This window comes from Commensalibacter melissae, assembly GCF_003691365.1.
Taxonomy (GTDB): Bacteria; Pseudomonadota; Alphaproteobacteria; order Acetobacterales; family Acetobacteraceae; genus Commensalibacter; species Commensalibacter melissae.
The window spans coordinates 1,844,058-1,864,972 of the sequence record NZ_CP033087.1; the positions used below are offsets into that span (position 1 = coordinate 1,844,058).

The 20,915-nt window shown below is 38.2% G+C and carries 16 protein-coding genes and 1 tRNA gene; 7 read left to right on the plus strand and 10 right to left on the minus strand.

The window, feature by feature from the left end; translation table 11 throughout:
• The first annotated feature begins 146 nt into the window (after positions 1-146).
• Positions 147-1,826: a DUF4435 domain-containing protein gene (locus D9V35_RS08380; RefSeq protein WP_122124107.1), complete on the plus strand. Its 1,680-nt coding sequence runs from the start codon at positions 147-149 to the stop codon at positions 1,824-1,826.
• A 31-nt stretch (positions 1,827-1,857) separates the two neighbouring features.
• Here D9V35_RS08380 and D9V35_RS08385 read toward each other — a convergent pair.
• The 3 genes from D9V35_RS08385 to xseA form a co-directional block, all read right to left on the minus strand.
• Positions 1,858-1,944: transfer RNA gene (locus D9V35_RS08385), tRNA-Leu, on the minus strand.
• 163 nt (positions 1,945-2,107) lie between these two features.
• A complete protein-coding gene (locus tag D9V35_RS08390; RefSeq protein ID WP_122124108.1) occupies positions 2,108-2,545 on the minus strand; it encodes a YcgN family cysteine cluster protein in 438 nt (145 codons plus the stop codon).
• Positions 2,546-2,702: 157 nt separating this feature from the next.
• Positions 2,703-4,154, minus strand: a complete 1,452-nt coding sequence (gene xseA / locus D9V35_RS08395; RefSeq protein WP_122124109.1) for an exodeoxyribonuclease VII large subunit — start codon at positions 4,152-4,154, stop codon at positions 2,703-2,705.
• Positions 4,155-4,207: 53 nt separating this feature from the next.
• Between xseA and purD the strand changes: the two genes are divergently transcribed.
• Complete coding sequence (purD, locus tag D9V35_RS08400) at positions 4,208-5,482, plus strand: phosphoribosylamine--glycine ligase (RefSeq protein ID WP_122124110.1); 1,275 nt, start codon at positions 4,208-4,210, stop codon at positions 5,480-5,482.
• A gap of 164 nt (positions 5,483-5,646) precedes the next feature.
• Here the strand turns inward: purD and D9V35_RS08405 are convergent, their stop codons facing one another.
• A complete protein-coding gene (locus D9V35_RS08405) occupies positions 5,647-6,681 on the minus strand; it encodes an NAD(P)H-dependent flavin oxidoreductase (protein WP_122124111.1) in 1,035 nt (344 codons plus the stop codon).
• Positions 6,682-6,864: 183 nt separating this feature from the next.
• Here D9V35_RS08405 and D9V35_RS08410 point away from each other — a divergent pair, with 183 nt between their 5' ends.
• Positions 6,865-8,655: an FAD/NAD(P)-binding protein gene (locus D9V35_RS08410; protein ID WP_122124112.1), complete on the plus strand. Its 1,791-nt coding sequence runs from the start codon at positions 6,865-6,867 to the stop codon at positions 8,653-8,655.
• A gap of 110 nt (positions 8,656-8,765) precedes the next feature.
• On the opposite strand, the gene D9V35_RS08415 is transcribed toward D9V35_RS08410, so the two are convergent.
• From D9V35_RS08415 to truB, 4 genes are all read right to left on the minus strand, one after another.
• Positions 8,766-10,184, minus strand: a complete 1,419-nt coding sequence (locus D9V35_RS08415) for an NAD(P)H-dependent flavin oxidoreductase (protein WP_122124113.1) — start codon at positions 10,182-10,184, stop codon at positions 8,766-8,768.
• 131 nt (positions 10,185-10,315) lie between these two features.
• Complete coding sequence (gene pnp / locus D9V35_RS08420) at positions 10,316-12,484, minus strand: polyribonucleotide nucleotidyltransferase (RefSeq protein ID WP_122124114.1); 2,169 nt, start codon at positions 12,482-12,484, stop codon at positions 10,316-10,318.
• A 238-nt stretch (positions 12,485-12,722) separates the two neighbouring features.
• A complete protein-coding gene (rpsO, locus tag D9V35_RS08425) occupies positions 12,723-12,992 on the minus strand; it encodes a 30S ribosomal protein S15 (RefSeq protein ID WP_110439101.1) in 270 nt (89 codons plus the stop codon).
• Between the two features lie 19 nt (positions 12,993-13,011).
• Positions 13,012-13,938 (minus strand): tRNA pseudouridine(55) synthase TruB, encoded by a 927-nt coding sequence (gene truB, locus D9V35_RS08430; RefSeq protein ID WP_110439102.1) that lies wholly within the window; start codon positions 13,936-13,938, stop codon positions 13,012-13,014.
• Between the two features lie 219 nt (positions 13,939-14,157).
• Between truB and D9V35_RS08435 the strand changes: the two genes are divergently transcribed.
• Genes D9V35_RS08435 through D9V35_RS08450 form a run of 4 tightly spaced genes read left to right on the plus strand, consistent with a single transcriptional unit; the run spans position 14,158 to position 17,629 of the window.
• Positions 14,158-15,297: an MlaE family ABC transporter permease gene (locus D9V35_RS08435; RefSeq protein WP_110439103.1), complete on the plus strand. Its 1,140-nt coding sequence runs from the start codon at positions 14,158-14,160 to the stop codon at positions 15,295-15,297.
• A gap of 3 nt (positions 15,298-15,300) precedes the next feature.
• Positions 15,301-16,092, plus strand: a complete 792-nt coding sequence (locus D9V35_RS08440; protein ID WP_122124115.1) for an ABC transporter ATP-binding protein — start codon at positions 15,301-15,303, stop codon at positions 16,090-16,092.
• Positions 16,089-17,039 carry an MlaD family protein gene (locus D9V35_RS08445; RefSeq protein ID WP_122124116.1) on the plus strand — a complete coding sequence of 317 codons (951 nt, stop codon included), beginning with the start codon at positions 16,089-16,091 and terminating at the stop codon, positions 17,037-17,039. Before D9V35_RS08440 ends, D9V35_RS08445 begins: the two co-directional genes overlap by 4 nt.
• Positions 17,036-17,629: a PqiC family protein gene (locus D9V35_RS08450; RefSeq protein ID WP_122124117.1), complete on the plus strand. Its 594-nt coding sequence runs from the start codon at positions 17,036-17,038 to the stop codon at positions 17,627-17,629. The genes D9V35_RS08445 and D9V35_RS08450 overlap by 4 nt, the downstream gene beginning before the upstream one ends.
• A gap of 5 nt (positions 17,630-17,634) precedes the next feature.
• Here D9V35_RS08450 and rbfA read toward each other — a convergent pair whose 3' ends face one another.
• Together rbfA and infB are read right to left on the minus strand one after the other, a co-directional pair.
• A complete protein-coding gene (gene rbfA / locus D9V35_RS08455; protein WP_122124118.1) occupies positions 17,635-18,060 on the minus strand; it encodes a 30S ribosome-binding factor RbfA in 426 nt (141 codons plus the stop codon).
• Positions 18,060-20,876, minus strand: a complete 2,817-nt coding sequence (gene infB, locus D9V35_RS08460; RefSeq protein WP_122124309.1) for a translation initiation factor IF-2 — start codon at positions 20,874-20,876, stop codon at positions 18,060-18,062. Before infB ends, rbfA begins: the two co-directional genes overlap by 1 nt.
• Between the last annotated feature and the right edge of the window lie 39 nt (positions 20,877-20,915).

A 20,915-nucleotide genomic window follows, 5' to 3' on the forward strand; every position in this document is an offset into this window, starting at 1 on the left:
ATCTTCCTTTTCTCTCCATTATCCAGCAATTGTCTGAATCTATAAAAGAAAAGTCAGATCAAACAATTTTCATTTTTATTATTCAACAATATGTTTAATATTCCAAAGATATTTTAACCATCTTTGATATAAATCCATGTTCAATTATGACAAGTGAAAATTTATTTGAAATCCCTGTACCTCTTATTATTGACGAGACCAACAAGAATGATTCCCTTAAAATCACTTTAAATAAAGGAAAAACAATTTATATTGTTGGAGCGAATGGTTCCGGCAAAACCCGTCTGGCACGATTTATTGAAAAATATATCATCAAAAACAACGATAAAAATAAAATATATCGTATCAACGCACACCGTGCGATATTTTTAAATTCTTCCCAAATTCAAATAACAGAAGAAAAAGCAAAACAAACTTTGCTAGATAATTTTAAAAAAAATCGACCTCAAATATTAACTCATGAACATACTAATCAACTAGAATTTTACAATGATAGTGATATTTTATTACAATACCTATTTTCAGAATTTGATAAAGTTGCCAAAGAATTTTATAATGATTACAACTCTAATCGTCCTCCTGAACAAAAACCGACAAGCAAACTAGCACAACTAAAATCCATATTTGAAAAGATCCTCCCTAATAAACAATTAGAATACACCCTAGATACAATTCGAATTAAGGACACCGATAAAGAAGATTATTACCCCATTATAGAAGCAAGTGAGGGAGAACGTTCTGTTTTTTATTTAATCGGTCAAATCCTTTTTCCGGATCCTGGTACCCTGATTATTTTTGATGAACCTGAACAACATTTACATCCTTCCATCTTAACACCACTATGGAATGAACTGAAAAAAATACGTCCAGATTGTGCTTTTATAACCATTTCACACGATTTAAATTTTATCGCCAATCAGGCAGGAAAAAAATATATTCTCAAAAAATACCAAAGAAATTTTCCTGAATCTGATAAATGGGATATAAAACCGCTTCCAGATAATATGCCGTTATCAGAGGAAATTGTTACTTTGATTTTGGGTAGTCGTCGTCCCATCCTATTTGTTGAGGGACAAGAAAACAGTTTAGATCAAGCTGTTTACCGCGCATGTTATCCAGAATGGACAATTATTCCAAGCAATTCATGTACAGAAGTTATTCATGCGGTTAATTCGCTTAACAACCATCCATCTTTAACTCGTATTAATTGTGCGGGTATCGTGGATGCTGATTATCGTGGTACAGATGAAATACAAAAACTGAATAATCAAAATATTTATGTGCTCAACGTCCTTGAAATTGAAAATCTTTTCTTATTATATGATGTTCTCGAGATTATTGCTGAACTAGAGCAATATAACGATAAAACGAAAAAAGACAATCTGATTCAAGAGATAACCTCTCAACTTCTCGATACTATCAATAAAAATAGAAATTCGTATATCGTGGAATATGGAAAATTACAATTAAGCAGATCATTTGCTAGACTTTCACCTTCTGATGATAAAATCAAGAAGCAGGAATCTTTAATTGAATTTTTTAACAAAAGCTTTGATGAATTAAAAAATTCTTTTCAAGAAGATCTACAAAAAACTGAATACAATATTAACAAAGCAATTGAGGAAAAAAATATAAAAGAGCTATTAAAATGGTATAATGGCAAAGGTGAAGGATTATCAATTATCAGCAAAATCTTGAAGAAACAAAAAAAGGAAGATTTTCTTAAATGGATAAAACGCTTACTAGAAAATAGTAATGAAAATTTGATTGATGTATTAAAAAAACATTTACCAGAAATAAAAAATAATGCCAGAAATAAAAAATAATGTCTGACAGATCATTCAAATATGATTCAGGTGGTGCGAACTGTGGGACTTGAACCCACACGTCCAAAACGGACACAAGATTTTAAGTCTTGAGCGTCTACCATTCCGCCAAGCTCGCCCATATTTTGTAAAAGGATTAATAGCATGAAGAACGAAAAGGTCAAAGAGTAAATTTAAAAAAAATTAATTATTTGAAAAAAGATTTCAAATCCATGTAAAATTCTCCAATACAAGTAAATATACAGCCTACAATGAAGAAAGAAAACCGCTCATTGTGTTTTTCAATCGATCCACTCCACTATATAATCCTCCAATTCCCCTGCATCATGTTCACTCACAACCTTTCCCCGCACGGAAATACCGACTTTATGCATGGCTTCAAAATTACCGGCAATCAAATAATGCCAAGAATAAAGTGTCTTGCCTTCCGCTATTAAACGATATGCACAGGTGGAGGGCAGCCAGTCAATCCTTGATAAATTCTTTCGGGTCAATTGGATACAGTCCGGAATCCTGATTTTACGATGACAGTAATCCGAACATTGCCCTGTTTTTATATCCAGCAACCAACAGGCAACATTTGTATAATAAATTTCATTCGTATCATCATCCCGCAATTTATGCAGGCAACACCGACCGCAACGGTCACATAAAGCCTCCCATTGCTCCTTGTTCATTTCTTGAAGTGACAAGTTTTCCCAATAACGATCCGTAACCATAACAACCAATATAATATTCTGATCAAAAAAATGATTTACAATATTTCAAAATTCAATTTTTCAATAAATCAACATTCATCTCAATTTATATAATTCAGGTTACGATTTAATTAAATTGAATAATTCAACAGGATTGATTATAAACCGTTTAATTAATTTACAGATCAAAACTTTCCTGACGGTTTTCCTGCCGCTTCAAAACACGCACGTCTTTCTGCCCATCATAAAAAGTTAAGATCAAATCAGATCCAGCCCTCAATCCTCTTGCTTCAGTTACAGCCTGACCTTTCTTATTCTGTACCAAGACATATCCCCGTGCCAATACAGCCTTGGGGGAAAGGGCTTCCAATCTTGCCGTGACACTTTCCAATTTCAGCTGCCTTTCTCTCAATAAATTACGTACATTCGATATGGAGAACAGGGGTAAATTATTTTCCAGCTGACGCATGTAATGCAGCCAAGAAATTGCATATTGTTTTTCATTAAAGGCCAGTTGTCTCTTGAAACGATCAATCAGTCCCAAAAGATATTGATCAACAGCCTGAATGGAAGAAAGCTGATGTCTCCTTTTCAGAACCAATGCTGGAAGCGCCAAATCCAGACGATAGGAACGGTCATCCAGGCGCATACGGTTTTGCGCCAATAGAGTGGGAACGTCCGGCAATCTGGTAATGGCCTTGTTCAAACGCAGTTGATAAGATTGAATAACCTGTATTAATGCTTTATTCAAACGCGTAACCAGCTGCATTATTCCAGCAGCAAGATCAACCTGCGAAGGAACAGCCATTTCCGCAGCTGCAGTTGGAGTCGGGGCCCGACGGTCAGATGCGAAATCAATCAAGGTTGTATCTGTTTCATGTCCAACTGCTGAGATCAGGGGAATTTTCGACTCTGCTGCGGCCCTTACAACAGCCTCATCATTAAAGGCCATCAAGTCTTCCAGTGATCCACCCCCTCGTGCAACAATCAAGATATCAGGACGTGGAATTTTACCATTAACAGAAAGGGTGTTAAATCCAATAATAGCCCTGACAATCTGTTCACTTGCCCCCTCTCCCTGAACCGCCACTGGCCAGACCAGGATATCCCTGGGAAAACGTCGTTGAATTGTTGTGCGAATATCGTGCAAAACCGCGCCTTTAGAGGATGTAATCACACCTATTACTTTTGGCAATAGAGGAAAAGGACGCTTTTTTTCCTGGTCAAATAAACCTTCAGCTTCCAATCTCTTTCTTAATTTTTCGATACGGGCCAATAAAGCCCCTTCGCCGGCATAATCAATCTGATCAACAATAAGCTGATATGATGAACGTTCCCCATAAGAAGAAATCTTGCCTGTTGCAATAACCTCAATACCGTTTTCGAGTTTTATAGTAAGTTTTGCCGCCTTGAACCGCCAGATAATTGCTGTCAGTTTTCCATTTTCATCTTTTAGGGAAAAATAAATATGTCCAGACGGATACTGTTTTAACTCGGTAATTTCCCCCCTCACTTTAATCCGAGAAAAATTTCCTTCCAAAACTCGCTTAATCGCTGTAGAAATATCCCCTACACTAAATTCTGGTATATTATCCGTCATTCGATCAGAAAGTTGCTCATCTATCGACATAAATATGATACAGCCTTATCCCAAAAAAAGAAACATCAGTAAAGGAAATCTCTATGCGCGTTTTACTCGTCGGTTCTGGGGGAAGAGAACACGCCCTTGCCATGGCTCTTGCTTGCTCACCCAATCTTACCGAGCTTTTTATCGCACCAGGAAACCCAGGTACTGCACAATATGGTAAAAATATAAACATTAAGGTAGATAATATTACCGATTTAGTAAAATTTGCACAAGACAATCATATTGATCTTGTTATTCCCGGACCAGAATTACCTTTGGTTAAAGGATTAACCGATGCTTGCGAGCACGCCGGGATCCTCTGTGCAGGTCCCAGCCAAGCGGCTGCACAGCTGGAGGGAAGCAAGAGTTTCACAAAAATGATCAGCGATGCCGCCCGGATCCCAACTGCAGCATGGAAAGAGTTTTCAGATAGTGAACAAGCGGTTGCTTATTTGAAAACCCAATCTTTTCCAATTGTCATCAAGGCAGATGGTTTGGCGGCAGGAAAAGGCGTTATTATCGCCTATACCTTTAAGGAAGCTGAAGAAGCGATCGAAACAATCCTGCAAGATAACCGTTTTGGCGAAGCAGGCAATAAAATCGTTATCGAGGAATTTCTGACAGGAGAGGAAATTTCCCTATTTGCCTTTTGCGATGGAGAACATGCGGTTTTAATCGGAGCGGCTCAGGATCACAAACGCATTGGCGATAATGATACAGGACCCAATACTGGCGGAATGGGTGCAATATCCCCACCACCCTTTTTTGATCACGCAGCCCAAGAGAAAGCGTTGGATATAACAGTCAGACCCATGCTGCGCGAAATGGTAAAACGTGGAATTCCTTTCCGTGGCATCATTTTTGCCGGATTGATGATTACAAATGATGGGCCCTATCTAATTGAATATAATGTTCGTTTTGGAGACCCGGAAGCAGAAGTTCTGCTTCCTCGACTGGAAACAGATTTGTTAGATATTCTCTATAATCTCAGTCAGGGAAAATTAAAAAAATCAGAAATCAAATTCTCTGATCAAGCAGGGATTTGTATTGTTATGGCGGCAAAAGGATATCCGGGAACACCAGTTGTAGGCGGAATTATCAAAAATATTGACCAAGCTGAATCCATACCCCATGTAAAAGTCTTTCATGCTGGAACCAATTATAACGCTCAACAAGAACTTTGTGCAGCAGGAGGTCGTGTCTTATGCATTGCCGCTTTTGATAAAACACTCAAACAAGCACAGACAACCGCATATAATGCCGTTAACAAAATTAACTGGAAAGATGGTATCTGGCGCACGGATATCGGTAATAAAGCTTTAAAACAGTAGAATAATACAAAAACGATATTTCAAAACAGGTTAAATTGAATGTATCTTAAAATACGTTCAATTTTTACAATTCAGCAAATATGCATTTTATTTTCTAAAAATTATAGTAAAAAATATTGCTATTTAATTTAACTCTATCTTCATACTCTAAATAATGATTAAGATCAAAAATCAACATTTTCAATAAAAGACTTCATTAGATCTGGCGCTTCCATTTTTTTAATTTTTGAAACCTTTGATCCTGCCCAAAATGCGGCATATTGAGGCTGTCTAGTATATTCGTAAATTTTCTTGGCAAAATAATAAGTATAAGGATAAGGTGGTGTTAAAGGCCGATCTGGTGAATCAATTTTTAAATGCCAATCATTGACCAACCCCCTGGCAGGTCGACCAGAAATGGTCGCGGTAATTTGCGTAACTTTTGAATTAAATAATGATTGTCTATAGGTTTCACTCGCTTTTGACGAACTGCATTGGACGAATGCTGTTCCTAACTGAACACCATTTGCCCCCACACTAAGACAATCATGAATATCTCGCGCATCCATAATACCACCGGCAGCCACAACTGGTATTGATAAATTATTTTTAATCAGAAAAACCAGTTCTAGTGTTGGTATCGCCGAATCAATATTTGGATTAAAAACACCCCGATGACCACCCGCTTCTATACCCTGCGCTATTATTATATCTATACCAGACCTTGCTATGTATGAAGCCTCTATCAAATTTGTCGCAGAAGCCATCGTAACAATATTGGCTTGTTTCAATCTGTAAATTTGACTTTTGCTTGGGATTCCAAAATGAAAACTAACAGCGGGAACTTTTTCTTGAATTACTAAATCCAGAAAATTGTCATTCTCTAAAAAACTGGAATAAAGACAGGAAAAAGCCTGACTAAAATTATTCATCAGATCTATCCTGCCAAATTTTGAACAGCAATATTGAACCCACTGATTTTCAAGTGTAGCGTCTGATTTCTCTGGTTGATGACAGAAAAAATTGACCTGAAAAGGTAAGGAGGTCAGCTGTTTCAGCTGTTCAATTTGCTTTTTCGCCTCTTCATGATTGCAGGATCCCAGTCCCAATGATCCCAATCCACCAGAATTTGAAACCTCAGCTGCCAGTTTTGGTGTTGATACACCCGCCATTGGTGCAAGAAAAATAGGATATTGAATATTCAAAAATTTTCGTAACATTTTTTATACACTTAAATACTAATAATATACTTCTTAATAAAACCAATTAAATTATAACTTTATTAGTTATTTTAATTTGTATTATATTTCGTTTCAATGTGTTATTTATTATAAAATAATAATTATATTAATAATGCATTAATTTTATTTAAAAATATTAATATATTAATAGAAGAAAAAATTATGAATAATGATTATAATAAGATTAAGATATCTATAATAGGATTGGGATCAAGAGGCCTCAACGTACTTGAAAGAATTATATCCCATTGTATTTGGGATGAGAAACTAAAAGATAGGCAGATTATTTTACAACTATTTAACGAAAATAAAGATTATGGTGCCGGTTGTCATGATATCAATCAATCAGAAAATTTATTAGTTAACACTATTTGCAGTCAGATCACTGTTTTCCCTGATGATACGGTTAAAAACTACAAATATGCAATCCGGGGACCAACCTTTTATGAATGGTTAAAAATCAAATATAAATCACAAGATAAAACAATCAACCCTTTAAACTATTATTCACGAAAGGATCTTGGCGAATACCTATGCTGGGTCTTTAATTATTTATGTTCTATCAAGGTACAAAACCTTCAGATCATCAAAATACAGGAAAAAGTTATAAACATTTTCGGAAGTGATAAAAAAAAATGGAGTATCGTTACGAAAAATAATACTTACTCATCTGATATTATTTGTATAACCACCGGTCACGATACCCAAAATTGCGAATTTCCAAATAAGAAAAAAATATATGCTTATCCTTTGGAAAAATTAGACCATATCATTACGAATAAAGAAACCGTTGCAATACAGGGACTTGGCTTGACCACATTTGACGTTATTTCCAAATTGACTGAAGACAGAGGGGGGAAATTCATTAAGGAAAAAGATCACCTAATCTATCAACCCTCTGGAAAGGAACCTAAAATTATAGCCTTTTCCAGATCAGGATTGCCCTTGAATGCACGGGGGAGAACGCAAAAAGAATTAAGAGAACAATACAAGCCCCAAATTTTTACCAAAGAAAAAATAATTGAGTTAAAAAACAATAAAAAAATTGATTTTGAAAAGGATTATCTCCCGTTATTGATTGAAGAAATGGAATGTGTTTACAGCTTTACCTATCTCAAGAATCAGGACATAATCAAGGCTTATAATTTCCTTAATGACTATCTAAGAAACAAATCACAAAGAAACGCGATTGTAAAAGCCTATATTCCCGATGAAAAAGAAAGATTCTCATGGGAAAAAATTAGCGATCCGCTTGCCCATACTTCCTTCAAAAGTCAAGAAGAATTTCATGACTGGCTTTTAAACTATTTACAGGAAGATATACATAACGCTTTACAGGGCAATATAGACAATCCCACCAAGGCAAGCACTGATATTTTAAGGGATGTACGTGATTGGATTAGATTAACCGTTGACCATTGTGGCCTGTCGGAAAAAAGTGCTATCTGGTTCAATGAAGTATTTAAACCTATCATGATCCGAATTTGTGTTGGTCCACCCCTTGAGAGGATTCAGCAAATGATCGCTTTAATCAAGGCCAACATATTGCGCATAGATTTGGGACCGAATGTTAAAGTAGAAGAAAAAGAGGAAAGCTTTTACCTAACAACACAATTTAACGAAGTCATTCGTGCTGATTATTATATTGTTGCCATGGTCAATGCACCCATTGCAAAGGAAAGCAAAGACATTCTTTTTCAAAATATCCTGAAAAACAATATAGGCTGTCAGTTCCATATTGGCAATTATGCTCTAGGAGAATTTAATGTCAATGCAAACTTCAATTTGATCAATCAAAACAATCAGATAATCAAGTCTATTTATGCTCTAGGTGTTCCCACTGAAGGCAGTAAATTTTATACTTATATTTTACCAAGACCTTTTGTTAATTCGACAGCTTTATTTGATGCAGAAGTCTGTACCAATAATTTGTTATCGCAAATTGCCGAATAATATTTTAACAAATAATCAATAGTTTTTTTAAAAACTAGTTTAATACAAAAATTCTAAATTATTTGAACAGTAATTTAGAATTTAACATTCGATACTGGATAAATTTATCATTAATATCCGGTTATAATTCGATCAACCAACTGTTTAACTGTTGGAATAAACCCATTATCATAAAATGGGTCAGATCCAAATCGCCACCCTGTGGTTCCACTAAACATCAAATTATGATCAACCACCTCTTTTGCGTCAGGACCATTCGCATGAGCTATTGCCTGTAATGTTTTCTGGATACAAAAAGAGCGGGGATCGGGTCGATTTCCTGTCGTATAACTGGGACCAACCTGTGACCAATTTGAAAACTGGCACATTGACAGGCATCCCATGCAGTTATTCTGATCCTGTTGTATCTCTCCTGCTTTTTCAGGAGTTACAAAAATAAATGTATGATCTGGAGTCTGGAGAGGCTGAGTAAACCCCTCGCTTTCCCATTTCTTAATATTTTCAAAACTCGTCTGGGTAACATAAATCAAACGTTTTCTAACCCCATATTCATATGGAACATTCATCATTTCTGTAGCTTCCCTTGAAAAAGGAACTTGCCTTTGAGACCGTTCCCTCAATTCATTAAGAAAACTATTTTGAACTGCCGATGAATAAAAACCTGTAGGAGAGAAATGATTAAGATATACATCACCCTTTTTCAATGTCCGCAAACGATCTTTCCAAGCTTGAGGGATTTGGCTTTCCCTCGTTAACAAAGGTCTTGTACCGAACTGAAATGCAATCATACCCAAATCTGGATTATCAATCCAATCTTCCCATTCAGAAAGCCACCAGACATTACCTGCCATAATGATTGGAACATGATCCAGTCCATATTGGCGCATGACTCTTCTCAACTCTACAACGCGTGGAAAAGGATCCTGCGGTTCTAATGGATTTTCACTATTTGATAACCCATTATGCCCCCCAGCCTTCCATGGATCTTCATAAACCACCCCACCAAGCCATTCTGGCGTTTTTCTATAAGATCGACGCCATAACGCATTGAATGCACGTCCAGAGGAAACAATGGGATAGTAATATAATGCATGTTTTGCAGCAATTTCTGATAAACGATAGGGCATTCCCGCTCCACAGGTAACACCATTAATCAAGCCTTTCGATTGTTCCAAAACCTGAGATGCAATCAATTCACTTGCTGCCATTTCCCACATAATATTGACATGAAGAGGCACTTTTGGCCCCGCAATATCACGGGCAACCCTTATTTGGGTTATTCCGCCCTTAATTGCATATTGAATGAGTTCTTCATGTCGTTCACGCCGTGTTTTTGCATGATAGATCTGGGGAATAACATTGCCATTTTCATCATAACTATCAGCATTTACAATGGAAATGGTTCCAATTCCACCCGCAGCAGACCAATGACCAGCAGATACTCCTGTAGAAACAGAAACCCCTTTACCCCCTTCAATCAAAGGGAGGACTTCTTTATTTCCCATACGAATTGAATTAACTGCTTTCATTATTACTCCTGCTCTATATGCAGTGGACTAAACAATCTAAACCAAAAAAACTTTGAATAGCCCACTTATATTTATTCCAATAAAAAAATCAAGAATCATCTTTTTATTGAAAAAATGATACACATAAAAACCTATGAGCGTTTGGACTGGTTATCATTGCGATTACGAGATGACGAGCTGTTTTTGACTCCAACGACCTCACTGATGTCAGTACCTGTTTCCTGATCTACCTCACGCATGGAAAGCTTGATTTTTCCTCGATCATCAAAACCTACAACCTTTACCTTGACAGTATCCCCCATTTTGACAACGTCACTTGTACGACCGACACGCCCGGCTGATAATTCAGAAATATGAACTAGCCCGTCACGAGCCCCCATAAAATTGACAAATGCTCCGAAATCGGCAACCTTTACAACTTTTCCTGTATAAATGCGGCCAACTTCTGGTTCAGCAATGATTGCAGTGATACGCTCCTTGGCTTTTTCCGCCTGTTCATTCGATGTAACAGCAATTTGTATTGTACCATCATCATCAATATCAATTTTACAACCTGCATATTCAACAATTTCACGAATTGTTTTACCGCCAGATCCAATAATATCCCTGATCTTTTCCTTGGGCACATTCATAATGATTACATGTGGTGCATTCTCTGCAATGTCATTACGGCTTTCTGTCAAGGCTTTTGCCATTTCACCCAAAATATGAATTCTTCCTTCACGAGCCTGTTCCAAGGCCTGTTCCATAATTGCTGGTGTAATGGATGTAATTTTAATATCCATTTGTAAAGCGGTGACACCAACTTCAGTACCAGCAACTTTAAAATCCATATCTCCCAGATGATCTTCATCACCAAGGATATCACTCAATACAGCAACACCCTTTTTCTCCTTGATCAATCCCATGGCAATTCCCGCTACAGGACGTTCCAGTGGCACACCTGCATCCATCAGGGATAAAGAGGTTCCACAAACCGTAGCCATAGAGGACGAACCGTTACTTTCCGTAATTTCAGAAACTACACGCATGGTATATGGAAATTTTTCCTTGCTTGGCAACAGAGGATGAATAGCTCTCCATGCCAGTTTTCCATGACCAATTTCACGACGCCCAGGTGAACCCAACCGTCCACATTCCCCCACAGAATAAGGAGGAAAATTATAATGCAACATGAAATTAGAACGATATTCCCCTTCTAACGCATCCACAACCTGTTCATCTTGAGTTGTACCTAAAGTTGTCACAACCAGAGCTTGCGTTTCACCCCGGGTAAAAAGAGCGGATCCGTGTGTTCTAGGTAAAACACCAACCTCACTGATAATGGGTCGAATCGTGGTTAAATCACGTCCGTCAATCCGCAATCCTGTCTTTAACACTGAATTACGAACAATATCGGCTTCCAATTTATCAATCAAGGAACCCGCCTTGGCTGTATCAAATTCTTCCTCAACAAGCTTATCAATAATTTTGGTACGTGCCGCATTCAGTAAAGTGTAACGTTTTTGCTTTTCCTTTTCCTTATAGGCTTCCGCCAAAGGTTTGCGTCCAATCTTGTCAATACGAGTTTTTAATTTCTTCTCTTCTGCAGTAGGTTCAGACAATTCCCAAGGTTGACGGGCAGCATGCTCGGCCAAAGCGATAATTGCATCAATAACAGGCTGACAGGCCTCGTGACCAAAATTAACAGCCCCCAACATTGCTTCTTCACTTAATTCCTGGGCTTCGGATTCAACCATCAGAACCCCTTCGGAAGTACCCGCCACAACCAAGTCCAATTTGGTTTGATCCATTTCCGCCAAAACCGGATTTAGAACATATTCATTATCAATATATCCAACCCGGCAACCCGCAATGGGTCCAAAGAAAGGAATACCGGACAGGGTCAGCGCTGCAGAACAGCCAATCATGGCAACAATGGCAGGATCATTTTCCATATCATGACTTAAAACAGTCGCTATAACCTGCACTTCATTACAAAAATTATCAGGAAATAATGGACGAATAGGCCGATCAATAAGTCGAGAGATCAATGTCTCGATTTCAGAAGCGCGCCCCTCACGTTTGAAAAAACCGCCAGGAATTTTTCCAACTGCAAAAGCCTTTTCCTGATAATGCACGGTTAATGGAAAGAAATCCTGATCTGGATTGGCTTTCTTATTTCCAACAGCTGTACATAATACTGTAGTCCCGCCATAAGTGGCCATCACTGCACCATCTGCCTGACGCGCTATTTTACCTGTTTCCAGAATAAGAGGACGTCCCCCCCATTCAATTTCCTTACGATAATATTTAAACATTTTTTATCCTATGAAGTTATACGCAAGAAAATTTTTTTAACCATCATTACATTCAATGCTGTAAATAACAGCGTTTCGGACGGCATGGAGCATTTATATTTTGTTATTTTCACACCATGTGGCCTGAAACGCTGTAAAGCTGGATTTCAAAAAACTTTCCTGTTTTGATTATAATATACTCAATATTCTTAATTTATAAAATAAAGACTGGTTTAATAGATAAACCAGTCTTTATTTTTTAACGACGCAAACCTAGACGCTTGATCAGGTTTTCATAACGGCTTTTATTAACCCGACTGATGTAGGCCAGCAAACGACGACGTTGACCAACCAATTTCAATAACCCACGCCGGGAATGAAAATCCTTGGCGTGTTCTTTCATATGTTCAGTTAAATTATTAATTCTTTCTGTTAACAAAGCAATCTGAACCTCAGGAGACCCTGTATCATTTTCTTTGGTTTGGTATTCTTTAATTAGCTGGGTACGACGATCCGGTGTAATCGACATCGTATATCCTTTCATCAATTTAAATATTAAAAATACGAACAGGACGCAGCCATTTATTGTTTAAATGGCACAATCCTATAAAATGCTCCTTTTTCATTGCACGAACAATGCCATCATATGAATTCACATCCAGTGCAAAACGATTCCGTATCTCGGTCAGATCAATAGATTTGCCAAAATTCAGGGATTCAGCCTCCTCTTCAGTCATAGCTAGAGCCGGGATGTCGTCCAGCGCAGTTTGAACGGGAAGAAGCATATCTAAAGAAACAATTCCTTTTTTGCCATTTTCAACGAGTTTGTCCAGTAAAAAAGCATTTGCAATATCAAATGGACCCACGCGAAGGCGGCGTAATTCAGAAACATAACCAACTGTATTACAGGCAACCGCCAAATCCCTGGCTAAAGAACGCATATAAACGCCTTTACCAGAAACAACTTCAAACTTTGCACGATCTTTATCAATCCGTTCTATCATTCGAAAAGAATCAATACGTGCCAACCGTTCTTTTAGTTGAGGTTTTTCCCCTTGACGTGCTAAGTCATAAGAACGTCTACCTTGCACCTTTACCGCTGAGTAAATAGGAGGTACCTGATATATTTCTCCTTGAAAGGACTGTAAAGCCTTATTGATTTGTTCATCACCCGGTCTGAACTCTGAATGGTCAAGAACCTCACCTTCAGCATCATCCGTTGTACGAGATTCTCCAAAAGTAAGTTCAAAATGATAAACTTTTGTCTTATCCATAATGTAAGGGATTGTTTTGGTTGCCTGGCCAAAAGCGATGGGTAACAACCCTGTCGCCAATGGATCCAAGGTACCACTATGCCCTACCTTACAGGCATTAAAAGCATATTTCACCCTATTTACAACGTAAGCAGATGTCACATTTAATGGTTTATCAACAAGAAGCCATCCATCCAACTTCTGTTTACGTTTTGTATGCATCAATCAATCAAAAATCCTAATTCTCTGAAAAGTAACTTTTATATTACCAATACTTCTCTTTTTTACATAGTTACTTTTTACAAAAAAAACCATATTATATAAAAAATTAAAATGATAATAAATTCACCTACATTTCATATAAGTATATAATGTTTTATATATTTACCTTTTTAGTATAATTTTATGAAATAAAATTATTCAACATTATTCAGACAAAGCATGAGCGATATAAATTCAGATCAGCAGCCTCAGTGGAAACTAGAGCAGCAAGAAAATCATTATGTTATTTCCTTAAGTGGGCAATGGTTAGCAAAAAACAATAACATTCCCCGATTTTCTCCAAAAAATCTAGAAAGGATCCCTGCTCATCAAACGCTTTATTTTGATGCTAGAAATCTTAAAAACTGGGATAGTGGATTGATTGTCTTTCTTTGGGATATCAAATGTCAGGCCACCAAACATTCCATAAAATTCTCTGACAAGGATCTGCCTGCTTCCGCACAAGAACTTCTTTCCCTGTTGCATGAAAGCAAAGATGAGGCACCTGTTAAACATTCATCTCCCTTTCGTCCGTTATATATGATTGGTGAATGGACTATCAACGGACTGACCAATCTTGGCATAACTGTCCAGATGCTTAAGGAAGTTATTATTGGTATTTTAAAATCCCTCACCGGCCGTTCTTACATGCGAATTGTGGATTTGATTTCTGATGTCCAGAACGCTGGTCCGTCTGCCCTCTTAATCATCAGTGTTGTTAATTTTCTAGTCGGGGCAATTCTTGGTTTTGTCGGTGCAGTACAATTACGCAGGTTTGCAGCTGACGCTTATGTGGCAAACTTGGTCAGCATTGCAACTGTTCGGGAAATGGCTGCCGTCATGAGTGCTATTGTTATTTCAGGCCGAACAGGTGGGGCCTATGCAGCCCGTATTTCAACAATGCAGGGCAATGAGGAAATCGATGCGTTAAAAGTCATGGGTGTTTCCATTATGGAATATCTTATTCTTCCATCAATGCTCTCACTTGTAATCACCATGCCGATTTTATATCTTTATGGCTGTTTTATGGGAATTCTTGGCGGATTGATTGTTTCCATTTTCATGTTAAAAGTTTCAATCATAGGATTTTTACAACAAAGTTTCGGAGCGGTTGCTTTCAACCAATTTGTGTTTGGTGGTCTCAAAACCATTTCATTTGCAATATTTATAGGGGTAAGCAGCTGTTACATCGGGTTAAAATCAGGACGAAGTGCGGTTGATGTCGGCTTGGCTGCGACCAAAGCTGTGGTTACTGGCATTGTAGGGGTGATCGCTATTGATGCCATATTTGCCGTTATTGCTGACATGATTGGAATATAAATAATGAGTAACCAATCCAGCAATATACTTCTATCCGTTAAAAATCTCACCATTGGTTACGGTACAAAGGTTATCCAGAAAAACATTAATTTTGACGTTAAGCAAGGCAGCATTTTTGCCCTAATGGGTGGTAGTGGATGTGGAAAAAGTACACTTCTTAAATCCATGATAGGGCTTTTAGAACCAATAGCGGGTGATTATCTTGTCAAGAATGAAAATTACTGGAGAGTTTCGAGAAAACATCGCATAAAAATCGCGCATAATTTTGGTATTTTGTTTCAAAATGCTGCTCTATGGAGCTCTATGACAGTAGGTGAAAATGTTGCGCTTCCATTGCAACTTTTTACCAACCTTTCTCCAGAAATGATTCATCGATTGGTAGAATTAAAACTGGGGCTGGTTGGAATGGAATATGCCATTAACCTGTATCCCTCTGAATTAAGCGGAGGAATGAGAAAACGGTGTGGCTTGGCTAGAGCTCTTGCCCTTGATCCAGAAATCCTATTTTTTGATGAACCCTCAGCCGGACTTGATCCCATCACTTCTAAGAGACTTGATGATTTAATTCTCACCTTACGAAATGGATTGGGAACCACAATCATCATAGTCAGTCACGAATTATCAAGTTTATTTACAATTGCAGATGATGGTATATTCCTTGACGCGGAATCAAAGACACCCCTTGCCCATGGTTCACCACAAGAAATGCACGATCATCCATCCTGTCAATTGGTATACGATTTTATGCATAGACAACGTTATGAAAATGCAGAAGAGAAAGAAGAACAAAGATGACCATTAATAAACAAACCACAATCGGGGCTTTTGTATTAGGAGGAATAATTCTTGCTCTTTGTGCTGTTATTTTTTTCAGTAATTTTAATCTTTTTTCAAAAAAAGAGCATGCCATAATCGTTTTTCCAAGCTCAATATCAGGATTATCCATTGGAGCGCCTGTTACGTTCAGAGGAGTACAGGTAGGAACCGTTGATTCCATTAATCTCCAATTCGATCAAGGTAGTCACAAAGCCTATATCCCTGTAGTAATCAATATTGATCCCAGAAAAATCCGCATAGGATATAAATATAATAATTTTAAAAAACTATTGGAAAAAATGATAGAAAATGGACTTTGTGCAGAAATTAGCACAGAAAGTTTTGTTACCGGTACGTCCAATATTTTTCTTGATTTTGATTTGCAGAATGCCCCTCACTTTCATCCTGTGATTGCAAAAAATCTTACAGAAATACCTTCCCGTCCCTCTACGTTTCAAAAAATCAAATCCGAATTAATGAATCTACAACTTGAACAACTTTCCAGAAACCTAAATGACACTGCGCAAAAAATAGGACAACTTGCCGAAACTTTAAACAAGCAAACCCCTGATCTTATTAATAGCGTCAAGAAAACATCAGATAGTACAAATATTCTGGTGACTCATATCAACAAAAACATAGATGGTTTATTGAAGAACTTTAATAAATTGCTTGTTGATGGAGATGTCCAACTTCGTTCACGCGGAAAAGAGCTTCACATTTTATTAAACAATTCAAACAAAGCCGTGTCATCAGCATCAGAAATGATTGATAATGTGAAAACGCTTACCTCATCCCGTTCACCTTCACGAAACAATCTTGAAATTATCCTGAAGAACCTTGCTGATGCTTCCACTTCACTTCGAGGATTTTCGCGGGAAATAGAACGTAATCCTAAATTATTACTGATTGGTCGAAAACAATGAATAAATTCATCGCTTTATCCTCATTAATTACCTTATTTATTCTCGGGGGATGTAGTGCTCCCCCTCTTAAATATTACACTTTCAATGAAAATATTATAAATCAGTCGACAAACAAAATTACACAATATTCTGAAACTTCCCCCACAATTATCATTACACCGATCACAGTACCGGATTACCTTGACACAACCGATATTGTTACCCGAGAAAACAGCAGTCTTTATCATAGTGTCAACGGAAGAATGAGTAGCGTTTTATCCGTTGCCGTAACCGATTATGTTACACATTTGCTATCCATAAAAAATCCAACTCTATTCATAACCAATCAAAGACAGGTTGGTATGCCAACAAGTCAGATCCTGATCAATATCAGCCACTTGGATGTACAAAATCTGGGGAATCAAAATGGCTCAGCAATCTTGGAAGCTGATTGGTCCATTATTCCCAGAAATGAACATCTACCCATCAACAAACAAAAAGGAACCTTTTTTGCATCGGGGTCCATTGCTTCTGACAGTGATGTAATCAAAATAGAACAGGCTCTATTAATCCAACTGGTTAATCAAATCAGTAAAAATCCTTTGTACTAACTTGATTATTGATTTTCTTTTTCAAGGTCTCTCAAAACTTCCGGACTATTCAGCACTGCATCAATCTTAGCTGCATAGTCCAAAGTTGTATCAGGCTGAAATCTCAAATCAGGTAAAAATTTAAGTCTAATTTTTTGTGACAGCTGGTTTCTCAAATAAGGTGCAACTCGTTTTAACGCAGGTAAAAAATCCCCTACATCACTTTTCCCTAAGTGAGAAATATATACAATTGCATGACGCAAATCAGGCGTCATGCGCACTTCCGTTACTGTAAATTTCTGTCCCTGAAGTTCAGGCACACGAAATTCGATCCGGATGAATAAATCTGCCAAAATATGCCTGATTTCTTCAGCAACGCGCAATTGCCGTTGAGAAGGGCCTTTTGAATCCTTTTTCAAAAAATCCTTCCCAGTTACTATAAATTTATCCATCAAGCCTGTACTGTTTCAATTTCATAACATTCAACAACGTCTCCCTCTCGCAAGTCATTGTATCCTGCAAAAGAAAGTCCACATTCATAATCATGTGCCACTTCTTTGACATCATCCTTGAAACGTTTAAGCTGGCTTAAATTACCCTGATGAATAACAACATTGTCACGCAACAACCGAACACCGCAACCTCGACGAACCACCCCCTGTGTTACGTAACATCCTGCAACCTTACCAGTTTTACTGATGGTAAAGACTTTACGAATTTCTGCATAACCCAAGAATTTCTCACGCTGTTTTGGTGCAATACGTCCTTTAATAATCTGTTCAATATCATCAACGACCTGATAAATAATTGAATAATAATGAATATCAACACCTTCATGCTGTGCAAGTTCTCTAGCCTGCGTTGTTGCCCTTACATTAAAGGCGATAATGATAGCCTGTGATGCTTTGGCAAGTTGAACATCACTTTCCGTAATCTGACCAACTGTTGCGGATAAAACGCGAACTTTAATTTCCTCATGTTCAAGTTTCTGAACTGTTGCCTGAATAGCCTCAGCAGATCCCTGAACATCAGCCTTGATTAAGACAGCAATTTCTTTTTGCTCATTTGCTTGAATACGCGCAAGCATCTGATCCAAGGTTCCACGTGCAGCCATTCTAACCGCTGCCTGTTTTTCACGAGCCTTACGTTGCCTAAATTCAGAAATTTCACGAGCTTTACTTTCACTATCCACAACAACAAAAGGCTCACCAGCACGAGGTACACCCGTTAAACCCAAAAGCTCTACGGGTGTGGAAGGTCCAGCTTTTTTCATATTCTTGCTTTTATCATCCAGCATCGCACGAACACGACCCCATTCAGAACCAGCGACAATAACATCTCCTTTATTCAAAGTTCCTTTCTGAACCAATAAAGTCGCAACAGGTCCACGTCCCTTGTCCAAACGGCTTTCAATAACAGCACCCTCTGCCACTCTATTCGGGTTTGCTTTTAATTCCAACAATTCAGCCAGCAAAATGATTGCTTCTTCCAGTTTGTCCAAGCCGATATGTTTTTTAGCCGAAACTTCAACATCCTGAGTATCACCGCCCATTTTCTCAACGACGATTTCATGATTCAAAAGCTCCTGTCTTACACGGTCAGGATTGGCCCCAGGCAAATCACATTTATTAATGGCGACAATAATTGGAACATTTGCAGCTTTAGCATGTTTAATTGCCTCAATTGTCTGAGGCATGACCCCATCATCCGCAGCAACAACAAGAACAACGATATCCGTCACTGACGCTCCCCTAGAACGCATCGCCGTGAATGCCTCATGACCAGGCGTATCTAAAAAGGTGATTTTAGCACCTGACTGCATTCTAACCTGATAGGCGCCAATATGCTGGGTAATCCCACCAGCCTCCTTATGCGCAATATCCGTTGTCCGCAGAGCATCCAGCAAAGAGGTTTTACCATGATCAACATGTCCCATCACCGCTACAACAGGTGGACGGGGCAATTTATCCTCATCCTTATCCTCTACACCTTCAATACCAAGTTCAACATCACTATCGGCAACCCTATGCACACGATGACCAAATTCCTCGATAATCAATTCGGCCGTGTCTGCATCCAATGACTGATTAACTGTTGCCATCACACCCATTTTCATCAGGGCTTTAATAACGACTCCTTGGCGTGCCGCCATACGATTGGCAAGTTCTTGTACGGTAATTGTTTCTGGAAGAGTGACATCACGAACAACCTTTACCTGATCCGTACGTAATTTCTCCAACTCTGCTTGACGGCGTTCACGTTCTCTTTGACGACGTACCGAAGCCAACGAACGAATTTTATTATCATCCTCGCCCTCAATCGCTGCCTGAATATCTATTTTACCAGAACGTCGACCATCCCCCTTGCCTCGACTACTGCTTTTACGATTTACACCGCTTCCACGACGGGATGAACCACGACGACCTTCCCCTTCATCAGAATCCATATCATCCTGAACATTAATCCTGCGTGAAGATTCAACAGATTTCTTATTTATTTTTCCATCTTTTTCAGATGTTTTGACATTGAGAACAGATTCACTTGAATTTTTTACTGAGGTTTTACCAGAAACGGATTCTCCATTCTTAACAGACTCACTCACCACAGGTTTTTCAGGCAAAATAGCTCTTTTTGCCAAAGGTTCCACAGGAACAGGCTCTGGTGCCAAGGTAATTTCACCAGGAATAGGAACCTTGGAAACCTTGACCCGACGTAATGGAGGTTCAGATGCAATTTTCGTTTTTTTAGATTTTATAGTTTTTTTAGATTCTTCTATCTCAGATACAGCAATTTTTTCCTGCTCAACAGTTTCTTTACCTTCTTCCTGCGCAGCCTTTTCAGCCTCTGCCTGTGCCTTGGCTAGAACTTTCTCTTCTTCCTGTTTTTTACGTAATCTCTCCGCTTCTGAAAGAATAGATATTTTTTCCTGTTCTTGACGTTCAAGATTTTTACGCTGCTGTTCAAGCTTTTGTTCTTCCAGAACACGCTGTCTGATGGCTAATTCTGCAGCTGTCAAAGAGCGTTTACTCGAACCAGCAGATGCTTTTTTTGCCGCAGGTTTACGGACACTATTAACCTGTTTTTCCTTACTGCCAGGCGCACTACGCTTTTTACGCACTTCAACCTGGACAACCTTGCTGCGTCCATGGCTAAAACTTTGCCTAATAGATCCGGCATCGACAGTCTGCCCCACGTCCCTTTTTACTGATGAACGTAAAGATAAACGTTTTTTACCCTGTCCTTGTTCTTGATCGTTGCCTTCGCTCATATACCTGCCTGTTCTTAAATCCATTTTCGATGGGTTGAC